Raw genomic sequence first — 23085 nt, 5'->3', positions numbered from 1 at the left:
GAATGGAGGTGAAAGCGATGGCGAAGACGGTAGCAGAAAGACAGGCGGCATACAGGGCGAAGCGGTTACAGGCATGTGCTGATGGCAATGGCGAGCGGCGGCTGAATGTGTGGGTGAGCACGGGCGTTGCGCTGGGACTTGAGCGGCTCGCGCGCCGTTACGGCGTAACGAAACGGGACATGCTGGAGCGACTGGTGAAGACGGAAGACGATCGCGTGCTTGCGGGGATTGAACTCGACACACCGGAATGGGACGCGTACTTCGGTGCCCAGACCGGCATGCGCGTGACGGGCGGATAACGATCAGGCAATGATGGGCGTTACGCGGTAACGTCCATCGACACGAAAGCGGCCGGGACGCATCGGCAGGAAGTGAAGAACGTAAAAGGCAAGCGCGGCCTTGCGGCCGGAAACCTGGGGGGCCGGGGGTAAATGGGCCTGGGGCCCATTTAACATAACCGCTGGGAAATTAGCACCGTTTGGCGGGCCGTCATCGCGCCATGCGTTGCCTCTGCCGGCCCGCCAAACGGTGCTAATTTGCGTTATGTCTGGCGCCCCCGGCCCGCCGGGTGCGCGAGGCGCACACCAGTAAGTCAGGGCCATAAAACCGGCCAGAAACCTGGCGTACAAACAAAGCCAGGCATGGCGCTACGCGCAAGAAAAAGTCAGGGGCCGCGCCGCGGCCTGTCATGGTGTGAACCCCGCCCACCCGGCTGTCTGCTGCGCTCGGGCTGCGGCCGCAAGCGGCCTCCGCTCCGTGCTCGCAGCCTGCCTCCCCGTCTGCCCCCAAGGGGCTCCCCGAATGTGCCGTTACTGCGTAACGGAAAACAACCCCCCACACAAAAGCAAAAGCGTGCTTCGCATGCGGTGCAAGCCGCCGAGTCGTCTTGCACCGCATGTCCGAGCGTGTCAAACCGGTGGCCGTCAAGGCCAAGCCCTACGGGCGCTGCGCGGCCTTGACGGGGTTAGCGCCTTAAAAACATCCGCGAAATACGGTGCCTCGCGTTCAGCGTGGACGCAACACGACGGCCCAGTTCCGCCGGGTTTGCCGTCGCACTGCGTGCGCCGTCAAACCCGGCGGGATGAAGTTAGTTCGTGATGCGATGTAATTGAGATGGGAGGAATGTGTCCTCTGGCAGACTCGCGTCTTTAGACCAGAACCCGCGTCGGGGCAAAAAATTGCAGGCTCAGATCCGTGTCAGGCGAAATCCGTTTGCAAGTGGTTATTGCGTCGGGGCAAAACCGTTCTCGACAACGGAGTTCGTGTCGGGAGTTGGCAACTGGTCTGAGGGTGGCAGCGCGCGCGTGGCGATGCACACGGCAGGCGGTGCGCTGGTGGCCGGACTCGGCGGCGGCAATGCGTTGGGCGGCGCCGCGGGTGCGGCGACGTCGGCGGTACTGGCGGGGAACCTGAACGGCATCAGCAATGCGGTTCACGATGCAAACCCAACTGGCGACGCCGACGCGAATCGCATGCTGGGCAACATCCTGGCCAATGCGCTAGCCGGAAGCGCGGGCGCACTCGTAGGCGGAAATTCCGGTGCATTTGCGGGGGCGAACGAGGATCTGTACAACCGTAGTACTTCGTGCAACGGCGCTCACTGCGATGACAGCAATGCGATCGGCAAACGGAGCGATACAGCCGATGCGTTCAGAATCGATCTGGTGTCGCAGGCGTGCGGTGCGGGCGCGCAGTGTAGTGAGGCGGTGATTCAGGTCGCGATTCAGGCGCAGAGTGCGAATGCAGATGCGGCCTCGGCGAACATGCAGACGGCGGCGGCGTATGGTGCACCAGTTGGTGTGCTGGCGTTGATCGGACCGCAAGCGGTGGCGGCTGCTGCACTGGCCGGTGGATTTGATTATTGGGGCGATGCTGTCAGTTACGCAATGGGCCTGTCGAGAGACAAGCCGGACTTTACGAAGTCATACACTACGGGCGTGATAAATGGGGCTCTTTATCCATTTGCCATTGCAGACACGGCGATTGCCGGCATGGGAACTGCCGGAAAGGTTGCGGCCAATGGCTACAATGCCATCGTGGCAGGAACTGGTGCGTTTGGTTCGGCAGCGGTTACTCACCAAGCTAGCCCCGATGCATCTGGTGGATTTGCTGCTGGTTCTGCTGCTGCGGGCGGGGCGACGAAGGTTCTGTTCCCTGGCACTCTGGGTAACTTACTCAATAACGTGATCCAAGGTTTAAGCGGCCCATTCCAGAATGCTATTACGCAACATAAATGACACGGTCTAAAGATGCGCAAGCCAAGCTTCGCGCGCTCATGAAACGAGCTTTAATAGCCTACTCGGGTGCGGTAGGGATTGTAGTCTTTGCGCTTGCTATTTCGATTGGGCACGGTGCAGGCCTGAAGCCTCTTCTGATACTGATGCCGCTGTTTTTTATTCTGTTTGGAGGCGTCACGTATCAGCTCATCAAGGAGTTGCGTGAGCTAAAGAAGAACAAAGGCGAATAACAGCAAACCCGGCCGCAGCCGGGTTTGCTGTTATAGGTGTCATTCATTTCCGTCTGCTGAGTCGTTGCCGTGTGCAGGAGGCTGCTCCGATCGCGACGGCGGAAGCGCTTGACGTGAAACAGACGGAAGGCGGTGAACTGCTGTTCACGTTTGGGGAGCGCGTATGGCGTATCCGTGGCTGGCAGAAGAACCTCGGACCGGAACAGATGCGCGTGAACGTGCATCGACAACGGCGGGCGTGTCGGGTGCGTGTGTTCTGAACATCGCGAGCGTGCAGGACACGATGTCGAGCGCGGCGCATCAGGAGAGCACGGGCGGTGGATTTGCGATCAGCCAGGGTGGCGGTACCGCTCCAACGCCTGGCGGAGCGTGGTTCGCTCAGCTTCCGTACGATCGACGTACGCCCCGCTGTCCATTTCCGACTCCACCCGCCTCGCCCATTGCTGCGCTTGCTGCTTCGTATCGAACGACCGATAGACGGGTTCGTAACCGCGTCGGCGGACCTCGGCGCGCCAGTACGCGCCGCGCTGACTGATGTATGCCATTTCCAGACTCCCATGCGAAAGGATTTAGATCGCTTGGTCTGGATTCTTCCGTTCCGGCAGTTTTCCGGCAAAGGCCAGTTTTTGACGCCTGCACGCGCCGGCTACAGGCGAAAAAAAAGCACCACGATCGCTCGTAAGTGCTTGATTTCCTACTGCTAAATTCGGTGGTGGGGCGTGAGTGACTCGAACACTCGACCTACGGATTAAGAGTCCGCTGCTCTACCAACTGAGCTAACGCCCCCAACAGAAGCGAAATTATGCAGTAACTTTCCGAACTTGCCAAGCCCCTTTAGCAGATTTCTTAAAAAATCTGAGGACCACGACCCGGCATCAGCGCTGCTAGCGGCCCCGCACAGGGAAGGCGCGCGCTTCATCGTCCCGGTATCATGTCGCGGATATCTGCCGCACGAACCGTCGCGCGGCTTTCGACCGGGGACCGCCATGGATGACAAAGAGATTACCGCGCTGCTCGACCGCATTCTCGCCCCGTGGGTCCGCTCGCTCACGCTGACCCCGGTCAAGGTCGACGAAGAAAGTGCGACTTTGCGCCTGCCGTTTTCCGGCGGGCTGCGCCATTCGGGCGGCGTGATCTGCGGCCAGGTCTTCATGGCGGCCGCCGACACGGCCATGATCGTCGCGATTGCTGCCGCGCTGGGCGGCTTCAAGCCGATGAGCACCGTCTCGCTCAACATCAGTTTCATGCGCGCCGTCCGCAACGGCGACGTGCTGATCACCGCGCGCGTGCTGCGCATGGGCCGCAATCTCGTGTTCGGCGAGGTCGAGTTATTCGACGATGCCGGCAACATGGCCGTCCACGCCACCACCACCTACGCGCTGCTCGACTGAGGCCCGAAACAGGCCCGCAAGCTGCATTAGAGGAAAAAGCCAAGATGTTCGATCAGGTCGTATTCGCCGGCGGCGGCAATCGCTGCTGGTGGCAGGCGGGATTCTGGGACGTGGTGCAGCCGGAGCTGGATATCCGTCCGCGCGTCATCGCTGGCATTTCGGCCGGCGCCGCCACCGCGTGCATGCTCTACACGCGCGATTCCGACTGGGTCATGCGCTATTACCAGGACGCGCTGCGCCACAACACCCGCAATGCGTACTGGGGCAATCTGCTGCGTGGCGAATCGGTTTTTCCGCATTACCGGATCTACCGGCAGGCGCTGCTCGACATCTACAGCGACAAATTCTCCACGCTCGCCGACGCGCCCGAAATCCGCATCGGAGTGTCGCACCTGCCACGCTGGCTTGGCGCGCGAAGCGCGGTCGCCGCAGGCCTGATCGCGTACAACATCGAGAAATACGTGCGCAAAACGCTGCATCCGACGCTGGGTCAGACGCTCGGCTTTCATCCGGAATTCGTGCGCGCGCAGGATTGCGCGACGGTCGAGGATCTCGCCGATCTGATTCTGCAATCATCGAGTACGCCGCCGTTCACGCCGGTTTTGCGGCGCAACGGCAGACCGGTGCTGGATGGCGGGATGGTCGACAACGTGCCGGTCGGCGCGCTCGACGCCGAGGCGCCCGGCAACGTGCTGGTGATGGTCACGCGTCTTTATCCGCGGCCGCAGATGTTCGTCGTGCCGCACGGCGTGCAGCAACGGCTCTACGTGCAGCCGTCGCGCAAGGTGCCAATTTCGAGTTGGGATTACACCAGCCCGTCGCAGATGGTGCACGCGTATAACCTCGGCCGCGTCGACGGCGAGGCCTTTCTGGAACGCATGCCTGATCTGCTTGAAGCCGGTGCGCACGAAGCTCGCTGAGGTGAGCGGCAGCGGCGTGGTTTCTAAAAGCGTTGCGTGGCTCGCGGCCTCGCGCCAAAGGAAGTGGCGCGCAGATCGAAGCCTGACGCAATCGCGAGTGGTCAGCGCGGGTGCTTTACCGAAAATTGCAGTCGGAGTCTAGCGCAGACGCTTAACGTCGGCGCCCGCCCTGCAACGCTTCCGGATTCGCCACGCTGACCGTATCGCCGGCGTCGAAAGCCAGAATGTTCTGGAATGCCGCGGTGAAATACAACTCGTAGCTCTCGCGTTCCACGTAGCCGATGTGCGGCGTGCAGATCACATTTTCCATGCGCAACAGGCTGTAGCCCTGCAGAATCGGCTCGCTTTCGTAGACATCGATCGCGACCATCCCCGGTCGGTTGTGCGACAGCGCGTTCACCAGCGCATTTTCGTCGAGCAGTTCGGCTCGGCTCGTGTTCACGAGCAACGCGGTCGGCTTCATCCGCATCAGGTCTTCCTGCTTGACGATGCCGCGCGTGTCGTCATGCAGACGCAGGTGCAATGACAGCACATCGCTCTGCTCGAACAGCGCCTCACGACTCTCGGCCACGTCATACCCGTCCGCGCGCGCCGCTTCGCGCGAATGCTCGCGGCCCCAGATCAGCACGTTCATGCCGAAGGCCTTGCCGTATCCGGCAACCAACCGGCCGACTTTGCCGTAACCCCAAATCCCCAGGGTCTGACCGCGTAACACCTGGCCCAAACCGAAGTTCGGCGGCAGCGCCGATGTCTTCAAACCGGATTGCTGCCAGGCCCCTTGCTTAAGGTTTGCTACGTATTGCGGAATCCGCCGCTGAGCGGCCATGATGAGGGCCCAGGTCAGTTCGGCCGGCGCGATCGGCGAGCCGCTGCCTTCCAGCACGGCAATGCCACGCTCGGTACAGGCTGCCAGGTCGATATGGCTGGAAACTTTGCCAGTCTGACTGATCATGCGCAAACGCGGCAACTTGTCGAGTAGTTGCGAGCTGATGCGGGTGCGTTCGCGAATCAGGACCAAGGCGTCGACTTCGGAAAGACGGCTCGCCAGTTGGCCGAGACCGCGGACGGTGTTGTTGAAGACCTTGACCTCATGGTCGGCCAGCAGTTGAAAGCAGTCGAGCTTGCGGACGGCGTCCTGGTAATCGTCGAGGATGGCAATCTTCATGGTATGTGTCTTGCGGCGCACCGTAGCGGTGCGGAACGGAGTGTTATGCTGACTGTCCCACCATGTGACCTAGGTCACATGCCGGTCTGGCTGGATACCTTAACGTAGAAGCTGCCGCGAAGAACGGCAGCCCCACGGCAAGGCCGATTGACATCGTTTTTAACAGTTTGTTGCGTGTTGAGGCAAGTCGCTTTACAGACGGTTGCAGACGACCGTCGGCGGACACCTCCGCGCAACATGCTGGGTGGCCCATGATGACCTGCACAATTGCGCGTCGGCATGTAGAAATGCCGGCGCGATGAATTGAACGCCTCTCGCATGCAGCGTCGCTGGGCTTGTACCGTTTTTCTATTGGCTTTCAAAACGGAGACAGGTCGATGAATCATCCCTCATTCGAAGGACAGCCCACTATCGAGGCGTCCGCAGGGGCACCCGAGTGGGTCAAACACCGAAAACTGATTGACTGGGTCCAGCGCGTTGCCGCCAAGACCAAACCCGATCGAATTGTCTGGTGCGACGGTTCGCAGGAAGAGTACGACCGCCTGTGTGCCCTGATGGTCGAAGCTGGCACCCTCAAGAAGCTCAATCCCGCCAAACGTCCCAATTCCTATCTCGCATGGTCGGATCCGTCGGACGTAGCGCGCGTCGAAGACCGCACGTTCATCTGCTCCAAGCGCCGTGAAGATGCCGGGCCAACCAACAACTGGATCGAACCGGCTGAGATGCGCTCGACGCTCGACGGCCTGTTCGACGGCGCCATGCGCGGCCGCACCATGTACGTGGTGCCGTTCTCGATGGGGCCGCTCGGTTCGCCGATCGCGCACATCGGCGTCGAGTTGAGCGACAGCCCCTATGTGGCCACCAACATGCGCATCATGACGCGCATGGGCCGCAAGGTGTACGAGGTGCTGGGCGAAGACGGCGAGTTCGTGCCGTGCGTGCATTCGGTCGGTGCGCCGCTCGCCGCGGGAGCGAAAGATGTGTCGTGGCCGTGCAACGACACCAAATACATTGTCCATTTCCCCGAATCGCGCGAAATCTGGAGCTACGGCTCGGGCTACGGCGGCAATGCGCTGCTTGGCAAGAAGTGCTTCGCGCTGCGCATTGCGTCGACGATGGGCCGCGACGAAGGCTGGCTCGCCGAACACATGCTGATTCTTGGCGTGACGTCGCCGCAAGGGCACAAACATCATGTCGCGGCGGCGTTTCCGTCGGCTTGCGGCAAGACCAATTTCGCCATGCTGATTCCGCCGGCAGGCCTGAACGGCTGGAAAATCTCCACGATCGGCGACGATATTGCCTGGATCAAGCCGGGTAAGGACGGCCGTCTGTACGCGATCAACCCGGAGGCGGGCTATTTCGGCGTGGCACCGGGCACGAGCGAAAAGACCAACTTCAACGCGATGGCCACGCTGAAGGAAAACGTCATCTTCACGAACGTCGCGCTGACCGACGACGGCGACGTCTGGTGGGAAGGCATGACCGACGAGCCGCCCGCTCACCTGATCGATTGGCAGGGCAAAGATTGGACGCCGGCAAGCGCGAAAGAGAGCGGCCGCAAGGCAGCGCATCCGAATGCGCGTTTCACGGCGCCGGCTTCGCAATGTCCGTCGATCGACGCCGACTGGGAGAACCCGGCGGGCGTCGCGATCGACGCGTTCATTTTCGGCGGCCGCCGCTCGACCACCGTGCCCCTCGTCACCGAAGCGCGCAACTGGGTCGAAGGTGTCTACATGGCGGCGACCATGGGCTCGGAAACAACCGCGGCGGCGGCGGGGCAGCAAGGCGTGGTGCGCCGCGATCCGTTCGCGATGCTGCCGTTCTGCGGTTACAACATGAGCGACTACTTCGGGCACTGGCTGAAAACCGGCGAGCGTCTCGAGAAGCTGAGCGCGAAGCTGCCGAAAATCTTCTGCGTCAACTGGTTCCGCAAGGGCGCGGACGGCAAGTTCGTCTGGCCGGGCTTCGGCGAGAACATGCGTGTGCTGAGCTGGATGGTCGGGCGCATTGAGGGCAACGCGCAAGGTGAAGAACACGCGTTCGGCGTGTCGCCGCACTATGAAGACATCGACTGGAGCGGCCTCGATTTCAGCCGCGAGCAATTCCAGCAGGTGATTTCTGTCGACGACGCAGCCTGGCGCGACGAACTCAAGCTGCACGCCGCGCTGTTTGACACATTGCAGCAAGGCCTGCCGCCGGCTTTGACTGAGGCAAAACGCGCGCTTGAGGGGAAACTCGCTGCCTGATTAGGTGAGTATTCACTTCGCATGAAAGCCGCCTTCGGGCGGCTTTTCGTTTCCGGTCCGACCCCGCATTGCGATCTTTTCTGATTTCGCAATGCTGAAGCGACCGTTGCATCTGTTCGAACAAAAAAGACAGTGCAAGCTGCGGCGCACTAGATTGTTACTCTTGTGGGAACAATCGAGGCTCCCGCCCTACACTGTGGAGCACACTGGCACAAATATCGACAATATTTCCGCTTTTGAGGGCAACTTCTGCACGATTTCGCGAGTCGTAGGAGAATTCGAAGTTCGCTTCACTGGTTTTCACTAATTGTCAGGAAGCAGTAACACGGCAGGAGTTGTCTTATGGATCATTTGCAGTCGATGCGAGTTTTCGTCAAAGTGGCGGATCTCGGCAGTTTTGCCCGCGCTGCAAGCGCGATGGATATTTCCAACGCAGTCGCCACCCGTCACGTTGCCGATCTCGAAGGCCGTCTTGGTACGCGGCTGCTCAATCGCACAACCCGCAGCTTGTCCCTGACCGAATCCGGTCAGGTTTATCTCGAGCGTGCGCGCCAGATTCTCGACGAACTGGAAGACGTCGAGCAGATGGTGGTCGCGCGCAATCACGAACCCGTCGGCACGTTGCGCATAGTCGCACCGGTCGTATTCGGGTTGCATAATCTCGCGCCCGTGCTGCAAACGTACGCGGAGCGCTATCCGAAAGTCATTCCCGATGTCACGCTGGTCGACCGTCAAGTCGATCTGGTCGAAGAAGGTTTCGACGTGGGCGTGGTGGTCACGCGGCAGATGCGCAGCGCGAGCATTGTCACGCGGCGGTTGACCACCGGTTGCATGACGGTGTGTGCGACGCCCGCGTATCTGGAAAAACACGGCACGCCCACGCGGCCCGAGCATTTGCTCAGGCACCCGTGCCTGAGCTTGCCGTCCGAGTATTGGGGCGACGAGCGTGTGTTCACGGGTTCGGAAGGCGAAGTCCGCGTGCGTCCATCCAACGTGATCGTGGCTAACAACACGGAAATGCTGCGGCAGTTCGCGTTGCTCGGCATGGGCATCGCGATTTTGCCGAGCTATCTGATCGGCCGCGACATGACGCGCGGCAGGCTCGTGCGTTTGCTTGGCGATTTCCGTTTGCCGCAGGTCGAGATCAACATCGCGTATCCGAGCCGCCGTCACTTGCCGGCAAAGGTGCGTACGTTTATCGATCATCTGGTCGAGCATTTCAGCCAGACGCCGAATAGTCTGCTCGGCGAGCAGTGGATCAAGGACGGCCTTGGCAGGCCTGCTACGCCCACGGCGCTCGATTCGGCGGATCCCATGCCACCGGAAGCGTTCGATGGCGCTGAGCCGCTGTCACGGCTGCTGGATAGCGAGTTATCGCCGGTGCCTAAGACTTTGGCAAAGACGAATCGTCCAAGGCCCGCCGCGCTGTCGCCGCTGTAACGACCCGGGCGAGGGTGCCGGCAGCGCTTGAGGTCAGCGCAGTCTGGCCGACAAATAAAAAGGCGCAGTCACGAAAGTGACTGCGCCTTTTTTCAGGCAAGTTCGAAGCTGGCCGGAAGCTGAATACCCATCCGGCCCATGCGCCCGATTTACGAGCCCGTCTTGCGCGCGACCGTTTTCTTGGCCGGCGCCTTCTTGACGGCAGCGGTCTTCTTCGCAGCCGCAGTCTTCGTAGCGGGTGCTTTCTTGGCCGCGACCTTCTTGGCCGGCACCGCCTTCACGGCGACCGGTGCATCTTCGTCATCCGACTCCGGCGCTGCCTTGGCCGCCGCCTTAGCCGCCGCAGTCTTCGCCGCCGTCTTGGCTGACGGCTCTTTCTTCTCGAATTCGAAGCCGATCTTGCCGTCGTTCTGCTTGACGAGGAACGCCTTGAAGTTGCGGCCGGTACGTGACGACTTGAAGTTCGTCAGCAGGTCGGTGCGCCCTTCCTCGAGCAATTTCGCCATCTGCTCACGCGCGATTTCCTGCTGCAGAATCACCTTGCCCGAGCGGAAGTCGCAAGTTTTCGGGTTTGCAACCGAGTTCTCGCAGACATAGCTCATGCCGTGTTCGAACACGCGGCCCTTGCACTTCGGGCACGCGCCGACCGCCTGCTGGTCGGAGAAGTCAGGCGGTTCGCCATCTTCGCCGCCCGAGTCCTGACCGAAGTCGAATTCGAGCTTGTAGTTCTTGATCTCGTCGTCGAGCGAGAGCTTCAAGATCGCCGAGAACGGGCGGCCCATCTTGCTGCGGAAACCCGACAGCGGTCCGATCGTCTTGTTCTGCAGGAGCTCTTCAACTTCCGGAATTTCGAACTGACGTCCGCCCGGAATCTTGGAGATCGAGAACTCGCACTTCGAGCATGCGAAGCGCCGGTAATTTTCCTTTACCTGACCGCCGCAATTCGGACACGGCGTCTGCAACGTCGCGTAATCGCCCGGGATCGTGTCGGAATCGTACTCTTTCGCGCGCTTGACGATGGTCTGCGTCATGCGGGCGATTTCCTGCATGAACGCGTCGCGCGGCAGGTTGCCACGTTCCATCTGCGAGAGCTTGTATTCCCACTCGCCGGTCAATTCCGGTGCGGTCAATTCCTTGACGCCGAGGCCGCGCAGCAGTGTCATCAACTGGAACGCCTTGGCGGTCGGAATCAGATCGCGGCCTTCGCGGATCAGATACTTTTCACCGAGCAGCCCTTCGATAATGGCGGCGCGCGTGGCCGGCGTGCCGAGACCCTTGGCAGCCATGGCTTCGCGCAATTCGTCGTCTTCGACGAGCTTGCCTGCGCCTTCCATTGCCGACAGCAAGGTCGCTTCGTTGTAACGTGCGGGCGGTTTCGTCACCAGTTGCTGGGCGGCGATCTTGTCCGTCTTGACCTTCTCGTCTTTTTGCACCGGCACGAGGTTCGCGTCTTCACCGCCGATTTCGCGGCCGTAGATCTGCAACCAGCCCGGTTCGACCAGTACCTTGCCTTCGGTCTTGAAGTGATGGCCGACCACTTCCGTGATCCGCGTCGTCACACGAAATTCGGCGGCCGGGAAGAATACCGACAGGAAGCGCTTCACCACCAGGTCGTAGAGCTTCTGTTCCGGTTCGGACAGATTCTTCGGCGCCTGCAGCGTGGGGATGATTGCGAAGTGGTCGCTGATCTTCGAGTTGTCGAAGATGCGCTTGTTCGGCTTCACCCAGCCCTTGTCCAATACCTGCTTGGCAAACGGGAGATAGTTGTTGCTCTCCTTGAGCATGCCCAGCGTTTCCTTGACCGTATCCATATAGTCTTCCGGCAACGCGCGTGCGTCGGTCCGGGGATAGGTCAGCACCTTGTGCTTTTCGTACAGCGCCTGAGCGAGGCCAAGTGTGTTCTTGGCCGAAAAGCCGAAGCGGCCGTTGGCTTCACGCTGCAAGCTGGTCAGGTCGAACAGCGCCGGCGACAGTTGCGTGGACGGCTTCGATTCTTCGGTCACCGTGCCGATCTGGCCACGGCAGGCCGCGACGATCGTCTCAGCCGCGGGCAGCGCCCACAGCCGCGAATCGCGTTTTTCCGGATCGAACTCGTCGCGCTTAAATTTCGGATCGAACCAGCGGCCCTCGTAGAAACCGGCCGCACAGACGAACTCCGCCTTCACTTCCCAATAATCGCGCGGCACGAAGCGGCGAATCTTTTCTTCGCGCTCGACGACGATCGACAGCGTCGGCGTCTGCACCCGGCCGACCGTGGTCAGGAAGAAGCCGCCGCCCTTGCTGTTGAACGCGGTCATGGCTCGCGTGCCGTTGATGCCGACCAGCCAGTCCGCTTCCGAGCGGCAGCGCGCTGCATCGGCGAGCGGCTGCATTTCCTCGTCGCTACGCAGACGGGCAAAGCCGTCGCGGATCGAGCCGGCTGTCATCGACTGAAGCCACAGGCGCTGTACTGGCTGCTTGGCTTTCGCGTGCTGCGCGATCAGGCGGAAAATCAGCTCGCCCTCGCGCCCCGCGTCACATGCGTTAATCAGGCGGTCGATGTCTTTACGCTTGAGCAGCTTGGTCAGCACCTTCAGGCGCGACTCGCTCTTGGCGATCGGATTCAGATCGAAATGCGGCGGAATGACGGGCAAGTTGGCGAAACTCCACTTGCCGCGTTTGACTTCATAGTCTTCCGGCGCGGCGATTTCCAGCAAGTGGCCGACTGCCGAGGAAAGGACGTAGTCGTCGCTTTCGTAGTATTCGTCATGCTTGGTAAAACCGCCCAAAGCGCGCGCGATGTCGTTCGCGACGGAAGGCTTTTCGGCGATGATCAGTGCTTTGGACATGACTCGATGTGAGGTTGGTAGATGCGGGTTGATGGCCTTGAGTGCGCTTAATTAGCGCGACCCTCGTTTGCGACCTTTGCGACCCAATAACGACCGCTTTATAGCACACGGCGCGAGAGCGGCGTGTCAAGTGCCATAAAAAGCGCGCCATGATAATTGCGCGCTCAGTAACTGGGCAAGCTGCGGAAAACGCGCCGTGTACCGCTTGCAACGCCCGTTCCGCAAGGTTCAGCGGCCGGTGGCCACGTTCACGCGGCGGCCAGCGCAGGCCGCAATTTGGGCGCGCCGCTGACGCCGGGCACGGCCGTCAGATCGGACAACATCCGCTCCACAATCGCCGCCTGCGGCAAAACCGTGCCAAAAAAACGTGTCGTTACCGAGTCTTCGATCAGGATGGTCGGGAAATTTTCGACATCCAGATCGTCGAAGCGGTCCGCATGGGTTTCGATGTCGATCCATGCGAAACAGATCTCCGGATGCTTATCCGCCAGCCGGTCGAAGGCATCCCGATACTCACGGCAGGTCCCGCACCACTCCGCGCACAGGCAGGCAACGAACAGCGTGTCGGGTTCGTTGACGCGCTCGGCAATCCGGTCGTGGTCGGTGTCGAGATTCAGCGCGGGCATGATGGTTCCTTACGTACTTTTGTCAGGTGCTTTGGCGCGAATGTAGCATGGCCGATCTCGAATCGTGATCAACCCTGGTCAATGCGGGGTCAGCTGCGGGTCGTTCGCGTGAAGCGGCCGCCGGGCAGCGCGGTCACCTGGCCGGCGAGTTCGAGTTGCAGCAGCGTGTTTTGCAATGCCGCGCCCCCCATCTCGGTACGGGTGGCAAGAATTTCAAGCGTGGCGGGGGCATGGCCGAGTGCGTCGAGGAGTTGCAGCGCTTCGGTGCTCATGGCCGGCGGTGCTGTGGGCGAAGTAGGCGTTGCTACCGCCGGCTTGGCGAAGCCCAGTTCCTCCAGCACCTCATCGGGCGTTTCCACCAGCTTGGCGCCCTGCTTGATGATTCGATGACAACCGCGCGATAGAGGCGCGTGGATCGAGCCGGGCAATGCGAAGATATCGCGCCCCATTTCATTGGCGAGCCGAGCTGTGATCAGCGAGCCCGAGCGCATGGCGGCCTCGACGATCACAACTCCGCTGACGAGGCCTGCGATCAAGCGGTTACGCTGCGGAAAATTGGCGGCGCGCGCCGGCGTGCCCAGCGGCCATTCCGAAAGGATTGCACCTTGCGCCGCAATTTGCCGCGCCAGCGCGTGATGGGCGGCTGGGTACACGAGGTCCGCGCCGGTGCCGATCACCGCCACCGTGCCACCGACACCTTCCAGCCCGCCCCGATGCGCGGCACCGTCGATACCCAGCGCCAGCCCCGACACGATCGTGACGCCGGCCTGCGAAAGCTCGCGCGCGAAGCGCTCCGCGTCTTCAACGCCTTGCGGTGTCGCGCTGCGGCTGCCCACCAGGGCGACCGCCCTCGTGTGCAGTCGATCCAGCCGGCCCTTTATATATAGCAGCGGCGGCGGATCGGGCATGGTCAGGAGCGCGGGCGGGTAGGCCGGGTCGTCGAGTGTCGCCACGTGGTTGCCGGGCAGCTCGCGCCATGCGATTACCGCCTCGAGTTGCGTGTCGAATTCTGGGCTGGGCGGTGCCAGCACAGCGCGCGCCGTAGTCTCGCCCGCGATCTCGGCAAGTGCCTCGGGTGATTGATTGAAAATCGCTTCCGGCAGTCCAAAAGCGCTCAGCAGTAAACGCAGCGCAGCGGGTTTCAGCCCCGGCGCGAGCGAAAGCCGCAGCCATGCGGCGAGTTCAATATCGGTTGCGGGCAAGGTACGCATTGAAAGTCGATCCTCCTATAGAGCCAGCGGGCAAGCGGGCGCCATGCTAAAATTTTCATCATCCGAAATAACCGCAGCGCCGCGCCCACCCGCGCGGGCTCGTCGTTTAGCGCACGTGGCGCGTCGAATCGAACCGGTTCGACACCCTCTATCGTCTGCGTAACGCGATGCGCCCACAACCTGGCCGAATGGCCAACGCTAGCCTTCCACCGGTCAGCGGCGCCTACAAAACACACTCAAGATCATGGCTTTACTGAACATTCTCAATTACCCGGACAAGCGGCTGCACAAGATTGCGAAGCCGGTCGAAGTGGTCAACGACCGTATCCGCCGGCTCGTCGCCGACATGGCCGAAACGATGTATGCCGCGCCCGGCGTCGGCCTCGCGGCGACCCAGGTGGACGTGCATGAACGCGTGGTCGTGATCGACGTGTCGGAAACGCACGACGAACTGCTCGCTTTCATCAACCCGGAAATCATCTGGTCGAGCGACGAGAAGGAGGTGTCGGAAGAGGGCTGCCTCTCGGTGCCGGGCATTTACGACAATGTCGAGCGCGCCGAGAAAGTGCGCGTGCGGGCGCTGAACGAGAAGGGCGAAACCTTCGAGCTGGATTGCGAAGGGTTGCTGGCCGTGTGCATTCAGCACGAAATGGATCACCTGATGGGCCGCGTGTTCGTCGAGTACCTGTCGTCGCTGAAGCAGACGCGCATCAAGAGCAAGATGAAGAAGCTCGCCCACGCGATGTAATGCGCGTCCACCTCGCCTACCGCCCCCCTTCATGAGTCATTCGTTGCGCGTCATCTTCGCCGGTACGCCGGAGTTCGCCGCGGCCGCGCTGGCCGCGATCCACAGTACCGGTTTTCCGGTGCCGCTCGTGCTGACCCAGCCCGACCGGCCTGCGGGACGCGGGATGAAACTGCAGGCAAGTCCGGTAAAGCGCTACGCACAGGAGCATGAGCTTGCCGTGGCGCAGCCGCCTTCGCTGCGCCGCACCGGCAAATATCCTGCTGAAGCCGTAGCTGCGATCGACCAGTTGCGCGCCACGCCCCACGACGTGATGGTGGTGGCTGCCTATGGTCTGATCCTGCCGCAGGAGGTGCTCGATATTCCGCGGCTGGGCTGCATCAACATTCACGCATCGCTGTTGCCGCGCTGGCGCGGCGCCGCGCCGATCCACCGCGCGATCGAGGCGGGCGACGCTGAAACCGGCATCACGTTGATGCAGATGGACGTCGGCCTCGACACCGGCGCGATGATCTCCGAAGCACGCACACCGATTTCCGCCGACGACACCACGGCCACCCTCCACGACCGTCTCGCACAAGACGGTGCGAGGCTGATCGTCGAAGCGCTGATCGAACTCGAGCGCAGCGGCAAGCTGGCGGCAACGCCGCAACCGGCGGACGGCGTGACTTACGCGGAAAAGATCGGCAAGCACGAGGCTGCGCTTGACTGGCGCAAGCCGGCCGCAGTTCTGGCGCGCCAGGTGCGCGCGTTCGACCCGTTCCCCGGTGGCGTGGGCACGCTGGAAGACGGCACGTCGATCAAAATCTGGGCGGCGGTCCCGGTCGAGGCGCAAGGCAGCGGCACGCCCGGCACGGTCGCCGACGTCTCCCCCGAAGGCGTCGTGGTTGCCTGTGGTGACGGCGCTTTGCGTCTCACTCAACTGCAAAAACCCGGCGGCAAGCGCTTGCCGGTGCGCGAATTCCTGGCCGGCGCGGCGCTGGCCGCGGGTCAGCGTTTCCAGCTTCCCGAAGCCAAATAACCGCCTTGCGCAACCCTTGAACATCGTCCGTTCGGACGGTGTTCAAGGGTCCCGCCGCAAGCCTGCGGCGCGTTAGAATCCTCCATGCAACGGCCCGCGTTTAGAGGATCCCCATGTTTGGCATCACCCATTTCGAGTTTTTTGTCGTCGCGGTCTTTCTGCTGAACGTGACGCCCGGTCCCGACACGGCTTACATCGTCGGGCGCAGCGTCGCTCAGGGCCGGGGCGCAGGCCTGATGTCCGCGCTCGGCATCTCCGCCGGTTGCTGCGTTCATTCGCTTGCTTGCGCGTTCGGCTTGACGGCGCTGCTGGCCGCTTCGGCCGCTGCGTTCACGGTCATCAAGTTCGTCGGCGCCATTTATCTGATCTATCTCGGCGTGCGCCTGATTTTCGCCAAGCCGGAGGTAGACCAGGCGGTGGGCGAAGCGCGCGCGGCCGGCGCGCCGAAATCGTTGCGTCAATTGTTCCTGCAAGGCTTCTGGACCAATGTGCTGAACCCCAAGGTCGTGCTGTTCTTCGTGTCGTTCTTTCCGCAATTCGTCACAACGGGCAGTGACCATAAGGCGCTGGCGTTCCTTACGCTCGGCGTGGTGTTCGTCGTGATGAGCATGATCTGGAACAGTTTTGTCGCGTGGATTGCCGGCAGCGTGACCCGCCGTTTCTCCGGCAAGCCGTCGGTGAAGAAGTGGCTGGACCGCGGCGTCGGCAGCGCGTTTGTCGGCTTGGGCATCAAGCTCGCCACCGCATCAAGATGATTGAATTTTCCTCACGCGCCCATATCTAACATTTCGCTTACAATCGGCCGCCGCGATCGTGCGGCGCAGATATGAACCCGCGTTAGGGCAAGGAGTTGCAGACATGTTCAATTGGGTCAAAACCGCGATGTTGATGGCCGCGATCACGGCCCTTTTCATCGTGATCGGCGGGATGATCGGCGGGTCGCGCGGCATGACGATCGCGCTCGTGATCGCGCTTGGGATGAATTTCTTTTCGTACTGGTTCTCGGACAAGATGGTCCTGCGCATGTACAACGCGCAGGAAGTCGACGAAAACAGTGCGCCGCAGTTCTACCGCATGGTGCGCGAACTCGCCACCCGCGCCAATCTGCCGATGCCGCGCGTCTACCTGATCAACGAAGACGCGCCGAACGCGTTCGCTACCGGCCGCAATCCGGAGCATGCGGCCGTCGCCGCCACCACCGGCATCTTGCGCGTGCTGTCCGAGCGCGAAATGCGCGGCGTGATGGCGCACGAACTGGCGCACGTGAAGCACCGCGACATCCTGATCTCCACGGTTTCGGCGACCATGGCGGGCGCCATTTCCGCACTGGCGAACTTCGCGATGTTCTTCGGCAGCCGCGACGAAAACGGCCGTCCCACGAACCCGATCGCGGGCATCGCTGTTGCGTTGCTCGCGCCGATTGCCGGTGCGCTGATTCAGATGGCGATCTCGCGTGCCCGTGAATTCGAAGCCGATCGTGGCGGCGCGCAGATTTCCGGCGATCCGCAGGCGCTCGCCGCGGCGCTCGACAAGATCCATCGCTACGCGAGCGGTATTCCGTTCCCTGCCGCCGAGCAGCATCCGGCCACCGCGCAGATGATGATCATGAATCCGCTGTCGGGCGGCGGCATCGCGAATCTGTTCTCGACGCACCCGGCCACCGAGGAGCGCATTGCGCGTTTGATGGAGATGGCGCGCACGGGGCGCTTCGAGTAGCGGTGCACTGAGCCAGCGTGACGAGAGGCGAGTTTGCGGACTCGCCTTTTTTGTTCGAGCACCACCGCCGGTCCGCCCTCGGCGGCTCTCGCCCCGCGCCACGCTACAATGTGTGCTGTTTGCGTCGCGCGCACCGCGCGGCCTGCTTTTGCCTCTTTCATGACTCCAAAGCCTTCTTCGCGTTCTGCTACTCCATCGGCGCGTCCGCGCGAGTCCCGTCTGTCGATGCTGCATCTCGCGCCCGAATCGCTCGGCTTTGCGCTCGACTGCGCGGGCCAGGCCGTCGGCGCCGTGCGCCTCGGTGCGGCCTTGCCGGCCGCGCTGCAATCCGTATTCGTATCCGCGCCTGAAGGCGGCGCCGCCGCTGCGCGCGGTGCCGTGCAGGACATCGCGTATCGCACCATGCGGCGTCTGGCGACCGCCGAGTGGCTGATCGCCAGGCTGGTGAAGAAGGCCCCGCCGCCGCACGTCGGTCATGTGCTCGCCTGCGCGCTCGCCTTGCTCATCGACGACGAAGCGAACGCCGCTTATGCGCCGTTCACGGTCGTCGATCAGGCGGTGAGCGCAATCGCAGCGCGCCGTGAATTCGCGTTTGCAAAGGGTCTCGTCAATGCCGTCCTGCGCAATTTCCTGCGCGAGCGTGAGGCCCTGCTGAGCGCCGCGCAAGCCGACGAAGTCGCGCGTTGGAACTACCCGGCGTGGTGGATCGATGCGGTCAAAGGCGCGTGGCCCGACGCATGGCAAGCGGTGCTCGCGTCCGGCAATACGCAAGGTCCGCTGACGCTGCGAGTGAACGCACGCCGCTCGACGGTCGATGCCTATCTGCAGGTGCTACAAGACCGTCACATCCCCGCGAGCCGAGCCGGCGAGTACGCCGTCAAACTCGTCACGCCGATGCCGGTCGACCGGATCCCCGGCTTCGACGACGGCGTGGTGTCCGTACAGGACGCCGGCGCGCAGCTCGCCGCGCAACTGCTCGGCGTGCGCGACGGCATGCGCGTGCTCGACGCGTGCGCGGCGCCTGGCGGCAAAACCGGCCACCTGCTCGAACTCGCCAACCTGCAGCTCGTGGCGCTCGAAAGCGACGCGTCGCGCGCGCGCCGCATCGGTGAAAACCTGCAGCGCCTCAAGCTCGAAGCGGAAGTGCGTATTGGCGACGCGGGTGCGCCCGCAAAATGGCATGACGACATCGACCAGCCGTTCGACCGCATTCTGGCGGACGTGCCGTGTTCGGCCTCGGGCATCGTGCGGCGTCATCCGGATATTCGCTGGTTGCGTCGCGCGTCGGATATTCCCGCCCTGGTCGCCGAGCAGCGCCGCATTCTCGACGCGCTATGGCCGCTCGTGAAGCCCGGCGGCGAGTTGCTCTACGTTACGTGTTCGATCTTCCCCGAAGAAGGCGAGTTGCAAGCGCAGTGGTTTGGAAACAAGTATCAGGATGCGGTACGATTGGGCGCGCCGGGGCAACTTTTACCCTCAGTTGCCCGCGCGCCCGCCGACACATCGGCCGGTTCCCATGCCGGACATGCCGCTGAAGATAGCACCGGCTCGAACTCAGACCACGACGGATTTTTCTACGCGCGCTTTCAGAAACGGTGACCATCAAACGTTTTTTCCCGCTTCGGCTCGCTGCCGTGCTCTGGATCGTGCTGGCCGTATGGCTCGCCGTACCGGGCGCGGCGCACGCCGATTCGATCGCGGTGCAGCGCGCCTCGCTGCAATCGGACAACACCGGCTGGAACCTCGACGCGCGTTTCGACTTCGACCTGAATAGCAATCTCGAAGATGCCGTCAACAAGGGCATTCCGCTGTACTTCACGACCGACTTCGAACTGAGCCGGCCACGCTGGTACTGGTTCGATGAGCAGCCGGTCAGCGTGTCGCAGAGCATTCGCCTGTCGTTCCAGCCGCTCACGCGTGAGTACCGTGTGTCGAGCGTGTCGTCGGGTGGCTTGCAGCTCGGCTGCACGACGCTGAAGGAAGCACTCGCGGTGATCAAGCACATCACGTCGTGGCATGTGATCGATCGCAATCAGGTGCATGCCGGGGAGACGTACAACGCGTCGGTGCGCATGCAACTCGACATCGCGCTGATGCCCAAGCCGTTTCAGATCGATGCGGTGAACAACCGCGACTGGAGCCTATCGTCAGAGTGGAAGCGCTTTACCTTCACGGTGACCGAACGTGCTAAATAGAGTGCGCCGCGCCACCAGCGTCAGCAGCATCGTCGTGCGCGTGCTGGTGTCCACGGTCGCCGTCACGGCCGTGTTGCTGCTCGTGCTGCTTGCAGCCGCGAGCGCGAATACCGAATTCTTCGACCGCTATTACCAGTGGCTGTATGCGGCCAACCTCGTGGTCGCGATGATCTTTTTGCTGGTGGTGGCGACGCTCGTCATCATCATCATCGCGCGGCTGAAAAAAGGTAAGTTCGGCACGCGGCTGCTAGCGAAACTCGCGTTCTTCATGGCGCTGGTCGGCGTGGTGCCGGGCGGCATCATTTACGTCGTCTCGTACCAGTTCGTGTCGCGCAGTATCGAATCGTGGTTCGACGTGAACGTCGAAACCGCGTTGACCTCGGGCCTGAATTTGGGCCGCGGCATGCTCGACGCCTCGCTGTCCGATCTGCAGACCAAGGGCCGCTTGATGTCCGAGCAGATCGCAAGCGCGGATGCCGCCGGCACGACGCTCACGCTTCTGCGCTTGCGCGACCAGTTCGGCGTGCAGGACGCGACGATCGTCGAACCGACACGCAGCATGTCGGGCGCGACGCCGGATATGCACGTGGTCGCGCAGGCGTCCGGCAATTACGCGACGCTCCTGCCGAACGACTTGCCCACGCCGCTGATGATCGATCAGGCGCGCGGCCGCGGTTACGCAGCAATCGAAGGCGAACTCGACGGCGATCCGCACGCGCATGGCAGCAAGGGTGCGCTGCGACTGCGCATCGTGCAGCGCATTCCCGATGCGAACGCATCGTTGCTGCAGCCCACCGAACGCTTCCTGCAACTCACGCAGCCGGTGTCGCCGACGCTCGCGCGTAATGCCGACGCGGTGCAGCGGGCCTATCGCGAGTATCAGGAAAAAGCGCTGGGCCGCACCGGCTTGCGCAAGATGTACATCGGCACGCTGACGCTCGCGCTGTTCCTCGCCACCTTCATCGCAATGATGCTGGCGCTCGCGCTCGGCAATCAGCTTGCGCGGCCGTTGTTCCTGCTCGCACAGGGCACCAAGGAAGTGACCGAGGGCGACTACACGCCGAAGCGCGAAATCAAATCGCGCGACGAACTGGGCTTTCTCACGCAGTCGTTCAACGCGATGACGCGGCAGCTGTCCGAAGCGCGCGCGGCGGTCGAGAACAACCGCATCGCGCTCGAGCATTCCAAGGCCTATCTGGAAAGTATTCTCGCGAACCTGACCGCGGGCGTGTTCGTGTTCGACCGGCAGTTCCGCCTCACCACGGCGAACCGCGGCGCTGAGCGGATTTTCCGTCAGCAGTTCCAGGAAGTGCTGAGTTCGGCGCTCGAGCAGATCGGCGTGTTGAGCGAATTCGGCGGGATGGTGCGCAAGGCGTTTGCCGATCGCGAAGCTGCGAGCGGCGACGGTCACGACGACCGCGGCCACTGGCAACAGCAATTTTCGGTGCAGGTGGCGGGCGAAACCGAGCCGCTCACCTTGCTCGTGCGCGGCGCGCGCCTTGTGTCCGCCACTGACCGCGACGCGGAAGACATGCAGACCTCCGGCTATGTGGTCGTGTTCGACGATATTTCGGATGTGATCTCCGCGCAGCGTTCGATCGCCTGGGGCGAAGTGGCGCGGCGTCTCGCGCACGAGATCAAGAATCCGCTCACGCCGATCCAGCTCTCCGCCGAGCGTTTGCAGATGAAGCTCGCCGACAAGCTCTCGCCATCGGACGCCGATGTGCTGAAGCGCGGCGCAACCACGATCGTCAACCAGGTCGCGGCGATGAAGCAGATGGTCGACAATTTCCGCGACTATGCGCGCACACCGCCGGCGGTGCTCGCGCATCTGCAACTGAACGAACTGGTCAGCGAAGTGCTGACGCTGTACGGTATCGAAGAAGGCAAGGGTGCGATTCAGGTGGAGCTCGCGGATCTGCCGGCGATTCGCGGCGACGCGACACAATTGCGACAGGTGATTCACAACCTGCTGCAGAATGCGCAGGATGCCGTGGCCGACGTCGAACAACCGCGTGTGTTGCTCGAGACGAGGACAGTAGAATACGGAGACCCCGACGCGGAAGGCAAGGTACACGTCGCGGTGCGTTTGACAGTGTCGGATAACGGAGCGGGCTTCCCCGCGCGTATCCTCACACGTGCCTTCGAACCTTACGTGACGACCAAGGCCAAAGGTACGGGTCTCGGTCTTGCGATGGTCAAGAAGATCGTCGACGAACACGGTGCGCGCATCGACATTCGCAACCGCATGAAAGCGGGCGATGTGATCGAAGGTGCGCAGATTTCGATCCTCTTCCTCCAACTGGCAGACGATGCCACGGCACCTGGAACAGGGCCGCGACCGGCGCATGGCAATGCGTCGCAGGGAACGACAAAAGCAGCAGTGCAGACAAGGGCAGCGTAAATGGCAACCATCCTGGTGGTAGATGATGAAATGGGCATCCGGGAATTGCTCTCGGAGATCCTGAGCGACGAGGGGCATGTCGTGGAGGCGGCGGAAAATGCGCAGGAAGCGCGCGATTTCCGCTTGCGCCAGGCGCCGGACCTGGTGCTGCTCGACATCTGGATGCCCGATACCGACGGTGTGACCTTGCTGAAGGAATGGGCCGCGCAAGGGCAGTTGACCATGCCGGTGATCATGATGTCCGGTCACGCAACCATCGATACGGCGGTTGAAGCGACCAAGATCGGCGCGCTCAATTTCCTCGAGAAGCCGATTGCGTTGCAGAAGCTGCTGAAGGCGGTCGAGCAAGGGCTTGCCCGCGGCAATGCGGCAGGTGCGCCGGGCGGCGCGGTCGCCAAGCCGGCGCTGCCGGTCAGCGCTTCGGCGGTGGCATCGGCGGCTGCGTTGCCGATGCTGTCGTCGGATGGCATGGGCAGCGGCGCGCTGGCCGCGCAAACGGCGTCGATCTCGTTCGACATCCCGTTACGCGACGCGCGCGATGCATTCGAGCGCGCTTACTTCGAATATCACCTTGCGCGCGAGAATGGCAGCATGACGCGCGTCGCGGAAAAGACTGGCCTCGAGCGCACACACTTGTATCGCAAGCTCAAGCAGCTCGGTGTCGATCTCGGTAAAAACAAAGGAGAGTGAACGGCAGTGCAACGCGTGCA

The 23085-nt window shown here is 62.3% G+C and carries 21 protein-coding genes and 1 tRNA gene; 16 read left to right on the top strand and 6 right to left on the bottom strand.

Annotated features, from left to right (window positions below; all coding sequences use genetic code 11):
- Positions 1-17: 17 nt before the first annotated feature.
- The 4 genes from P3T22_RS16835 to P3T22_RS16820 all read left to right on the top strand — a co-directional run bounded on the left by P3T22_RS16835 (position 18) and on the right by P3T22_RS16820 (position 2727).
- The gene (locus tag P3T22_RS16835; RefSeq protein ID WP_429325512.1) at positions 18-299 is read left to right on the top strand and encodes a hypothetical protein; all 282 of its coding nucleotides are present in this window, start codon (positions 18-20) and stop codon (positions 297-299) included.
- An 879-nt stretch (positions 300-1178) separates the two neighbouring features.
- Entirely contained in the window at positions 1179-2237 is a 1059-nt protein-coding gene (locus tag P3T22_RS16830; RefSeq protein WP_429325511.1) for a hypothetical protein, read from the top strand.
- The gene (locus tag P3T22_RS16825) at positions 2234-2467 is read left to right on the top strand and encodes a hypothetical protein (protein ID WP_082854894.1); all 234 of its coding nucleotides are present in this window, start codon (positions 2234-2236) and stop codon (positions 2465-2467) included. The genes P3T22_RS16830 and P3T22_RS16825 overlap by 4 nt, the downstream gene beginning before the upstream one ends.
- Before the next feature lie 113 nt (positions 2468-2580).
- Positions 2581-2727: a hypothetical protein gene (locus P3T22_RS16820; RefSeq protein ID WP_158515220.1), complete on the top strand. Its 147-nt coding sequence runs from the start codon at positions 2581-2583 to the stop codon at positions 2725-2727.
- A 69-nt stretch (positions 2728-2796) separates the two neighbouring features.
- On the opposite strand, the gene P3T22_RS16815 is transcribed toward P3T22_RS16820, so the two are convergent.
- Together P3T22_RS16815 and P3T22_RS16810 are read right to left on the bottom strand one after the other, a co-directional pair.
- Positions 2797-3012, bottom strand: coding sequence for a hypothetical protein (locus P3T22_RS16815; RefSeq protein ID WP_063494446.1), 216 nt, complete (start codon positions 3010-3012; stop codon positions 2797-2799).
- A 165-nt stretch (positions 3013-3177) separates the two neighbouring features.
- Positions 3178-3253, bottom strand: a tRNA-Lys gene (locus tag P3T22_RS16810).
- A 200-nt stretch (positions 3254-3453) separates the two neighbouring features.
- Here P3T22_RS16810 and P3T22_RS16805 point away from each other — a divergent pair.
- Both P3T22_RS16805 and P3T22_RS16800 read left to right on the top strand, forming a co-directional pair.
- Entirely contained in the window at positions 3454-3858 is a 405-nt protein-coding gene (locus P3T22_RS16805) for a PaaI family thioesterase (RefSeq protein WP_063494447.1), read from the top strand.
- A 44-nt stretch (positions 3859-3902) separates the two neighbouring features.
- A complete protein-coding gene (locus P3T22_RS16800) occupies positions 3903-4778 on the top strand; it encodes a patatin-like phospholipase family protein (protein ID WP_063494448.1) in 876 nt (291 codons plus the stop codon).
- A 151-nt stretch (positions 4779-4929) separates the two neighbouring features.
- Here the strand turns inward: P3T22_RS16800 and P3T22_RS16795 are convergent, their stop codons facing one another.
- Complete coding sequence (locus P3T22_RS16795) at positions 4930-5943, bottom strand: D-2-hydroxyacid dehydrogenase family protein (RefSeq protein ID WP_063494449.1); 1014 nt, start codon at positions 5941-5943, stop codon at positions 4930-4932.
- Between the two features lie 377 nt (positions 5944-6320).
- Between P3T22_RS16795 and P3T22_RS16790 the strand changes: the two genes are divergently transcribed.
- Together P3T22_RS16790 and P3T22_RS16785 are read left to right on the top strand one after the other, a co-directional pair.
- On the top strand, positions 6321-8189 hold the full coding sequence (locus P3T22_RS16790) for a phosphoenolpyruvate carboxykinase (GTP) (protein WP_429325510.1): 1869 nt from the start codon (positions 6321-6323) through the stop codon (positions 8187-8189).
- Between the two features lie 342 nt (positions 8190-8531).
- Positions 8532-9629, top strand: a complete 1098-nt coding sequence (locus P3T22_RS16785; RefSeq protein WP_063494451.1) for a LysR family transcriptional regulator — start codon at positions 8532-8534, stop codon at positions 9627-9629.
- Between the two features lie 149 nt (positions 9630-9778).
- Here the strand turns inward: P3T22_RS16785 and P3T22_RS16780 are convergent, their stop codons facing one another.
- From P3T22_RS16780 to dprA, 3 genes are all read right to left on the bottom strand, one after another.
- A complete protein-coding gene (locus tag P3T22_RS16780; RefSeq protein ID WP_429325509.1) occupies positions 9779-12457 on the bottom strand; it encodes a DNA topoisomerase III in 2679 nt (892 codons plus the stop codon).
- Positions 12458-12705: 248 nt separating this feature from the next.
- Positions 12706-13083 carry a thioredoxin family protein gene (locus P3T22_RS16775; protein WP_429325508.1) on the bottom strand — a complete coding sequence of 126 codons (378 nt, stop codon included), beginning with the start codon at positions 13081-13083 and terminating at the stop codon, positions 12706-12708.
- Positions 13084-13172: 89 nt separating this feature from the next.
- Positions 13173-14294 carry a DNA-processing protein DprA gene (gene dprA / locus P3T22_RS16770; protein ID WP_429325507.1) on the bottom strand — a complete coding sequence of 374 codons (1122 nt, stop codon included), beginning with the start codon at positions 14292-14294 and terminating at the stop codon, positions 13173-13175.
- Between the two features lie 244 nt (positions 14295-14538).
- Between dprA and def the strand changes: the two genes are divergently transcribed.
- From def to esaR, 8 genes are all read left to right on the top strand, one after another.
- Positions 14539-15042, top strand: coding sequence for a peptide deformylase (gene def, locus P3T22_RS16765; protein ID WP_063494455.1), 504 nt, complete (start codon positions 14539-14541; stop codon positions 15040-15042).
- Between the two features lie 31 nt (positions 15043-15073).
- Positions 15074-16060, top strand: coding sequence for a methionyl-tRNA formyltransferase (gene fmt / locus P3T22_RS16760; protein ID WP_429325506.1), 987 nt, complete (start codon positions 15074-15076; stop codon positions 16058-16060).
- Positions 16061-16173: 113 nt separating this feature from the next.
- On the top strand, positions 16174-16815 hold the full coding sequence (locus tag P3T22_RS16755; protein WP_063494457.1) for a LysE family translocator: 642 nt from the start codon (positions 16174-16176) through the stop codon (positions 16813-16815).
- Between the two features lie 103 nt (positions 16816-16918).
- Complete coding sequence (htpX, locus tag P3T22_RS16750) at positions 16919-17776, top strand: zinc metalloprotease HtpX (RefSeq protein ID WP_429325505.1); 858 nt, start codon at positions 16919-16921, stop codon at positions 17774-17776.
- Positions 17777-17935: 159 nt separating this feature from the next.
- Positions 17936-19375: a 16S rRNA (cytosine(967)-C(5))-methyltransferase RsmB gene (gene rsmB, locus P3T22_RS16745; protein WP_429325504.1), complete on the top strand. Its 1440-nt coding sequence runs from the start codon at positions 17936-17938 to the stop codon at positions 19373-19375.
- A complete protein-coding gene (locus P3T22_RS16740) occupies positions 19372-19971 on the top strand; it encodes a DUF4390 domain-containing protein (protein ID WP_063497777.1) in 600 nt (199 codons plus the stop codon). The genes rsmB and P3T22_RS16740 overlap by 4 nt, the downstream gene beginning before the upstream one ends.
- Positions 19961-22375 carry an ATP-binding protein gene (locus P3T22_RS16735; RefSeq protein ID WP_429325503.1) on the top strand — a complete coding sequence of 805 codons (2415 nt, stop codon included), beginning with the start codon at positions 19961-19963 and terminating at the stop codon, positions 22373-22375. The genes P3T22_RS16740 and P3T22_RS16735 overlap by 11 nt, the downstream gene beginning before the upstream one ends.
- Positions 22376-23065, top strand: a complete 690-nt coding sequence (gene esaR / locus P3T22_RS16730) for a response regulator transcription factor EsaR (protein WP_063494461.1) — start codon at positions 22376-22378, stop codon at positions 23063-23065.
- Positions 23066-23085 lie beyond the last annotated feature (20 nt).

This window comes from Paraburkholderia sp. GAS348 (assembly GCF_050434205.1).
GTDB lineage: Bacteria > Pseudomonadota > Gammaproteobacteria > Burkholderiales > Burkholderiaceae > Paraburkholderia.
This window is presented reverse-complemented; position numbering and strand designations above follow the sequence as displayed.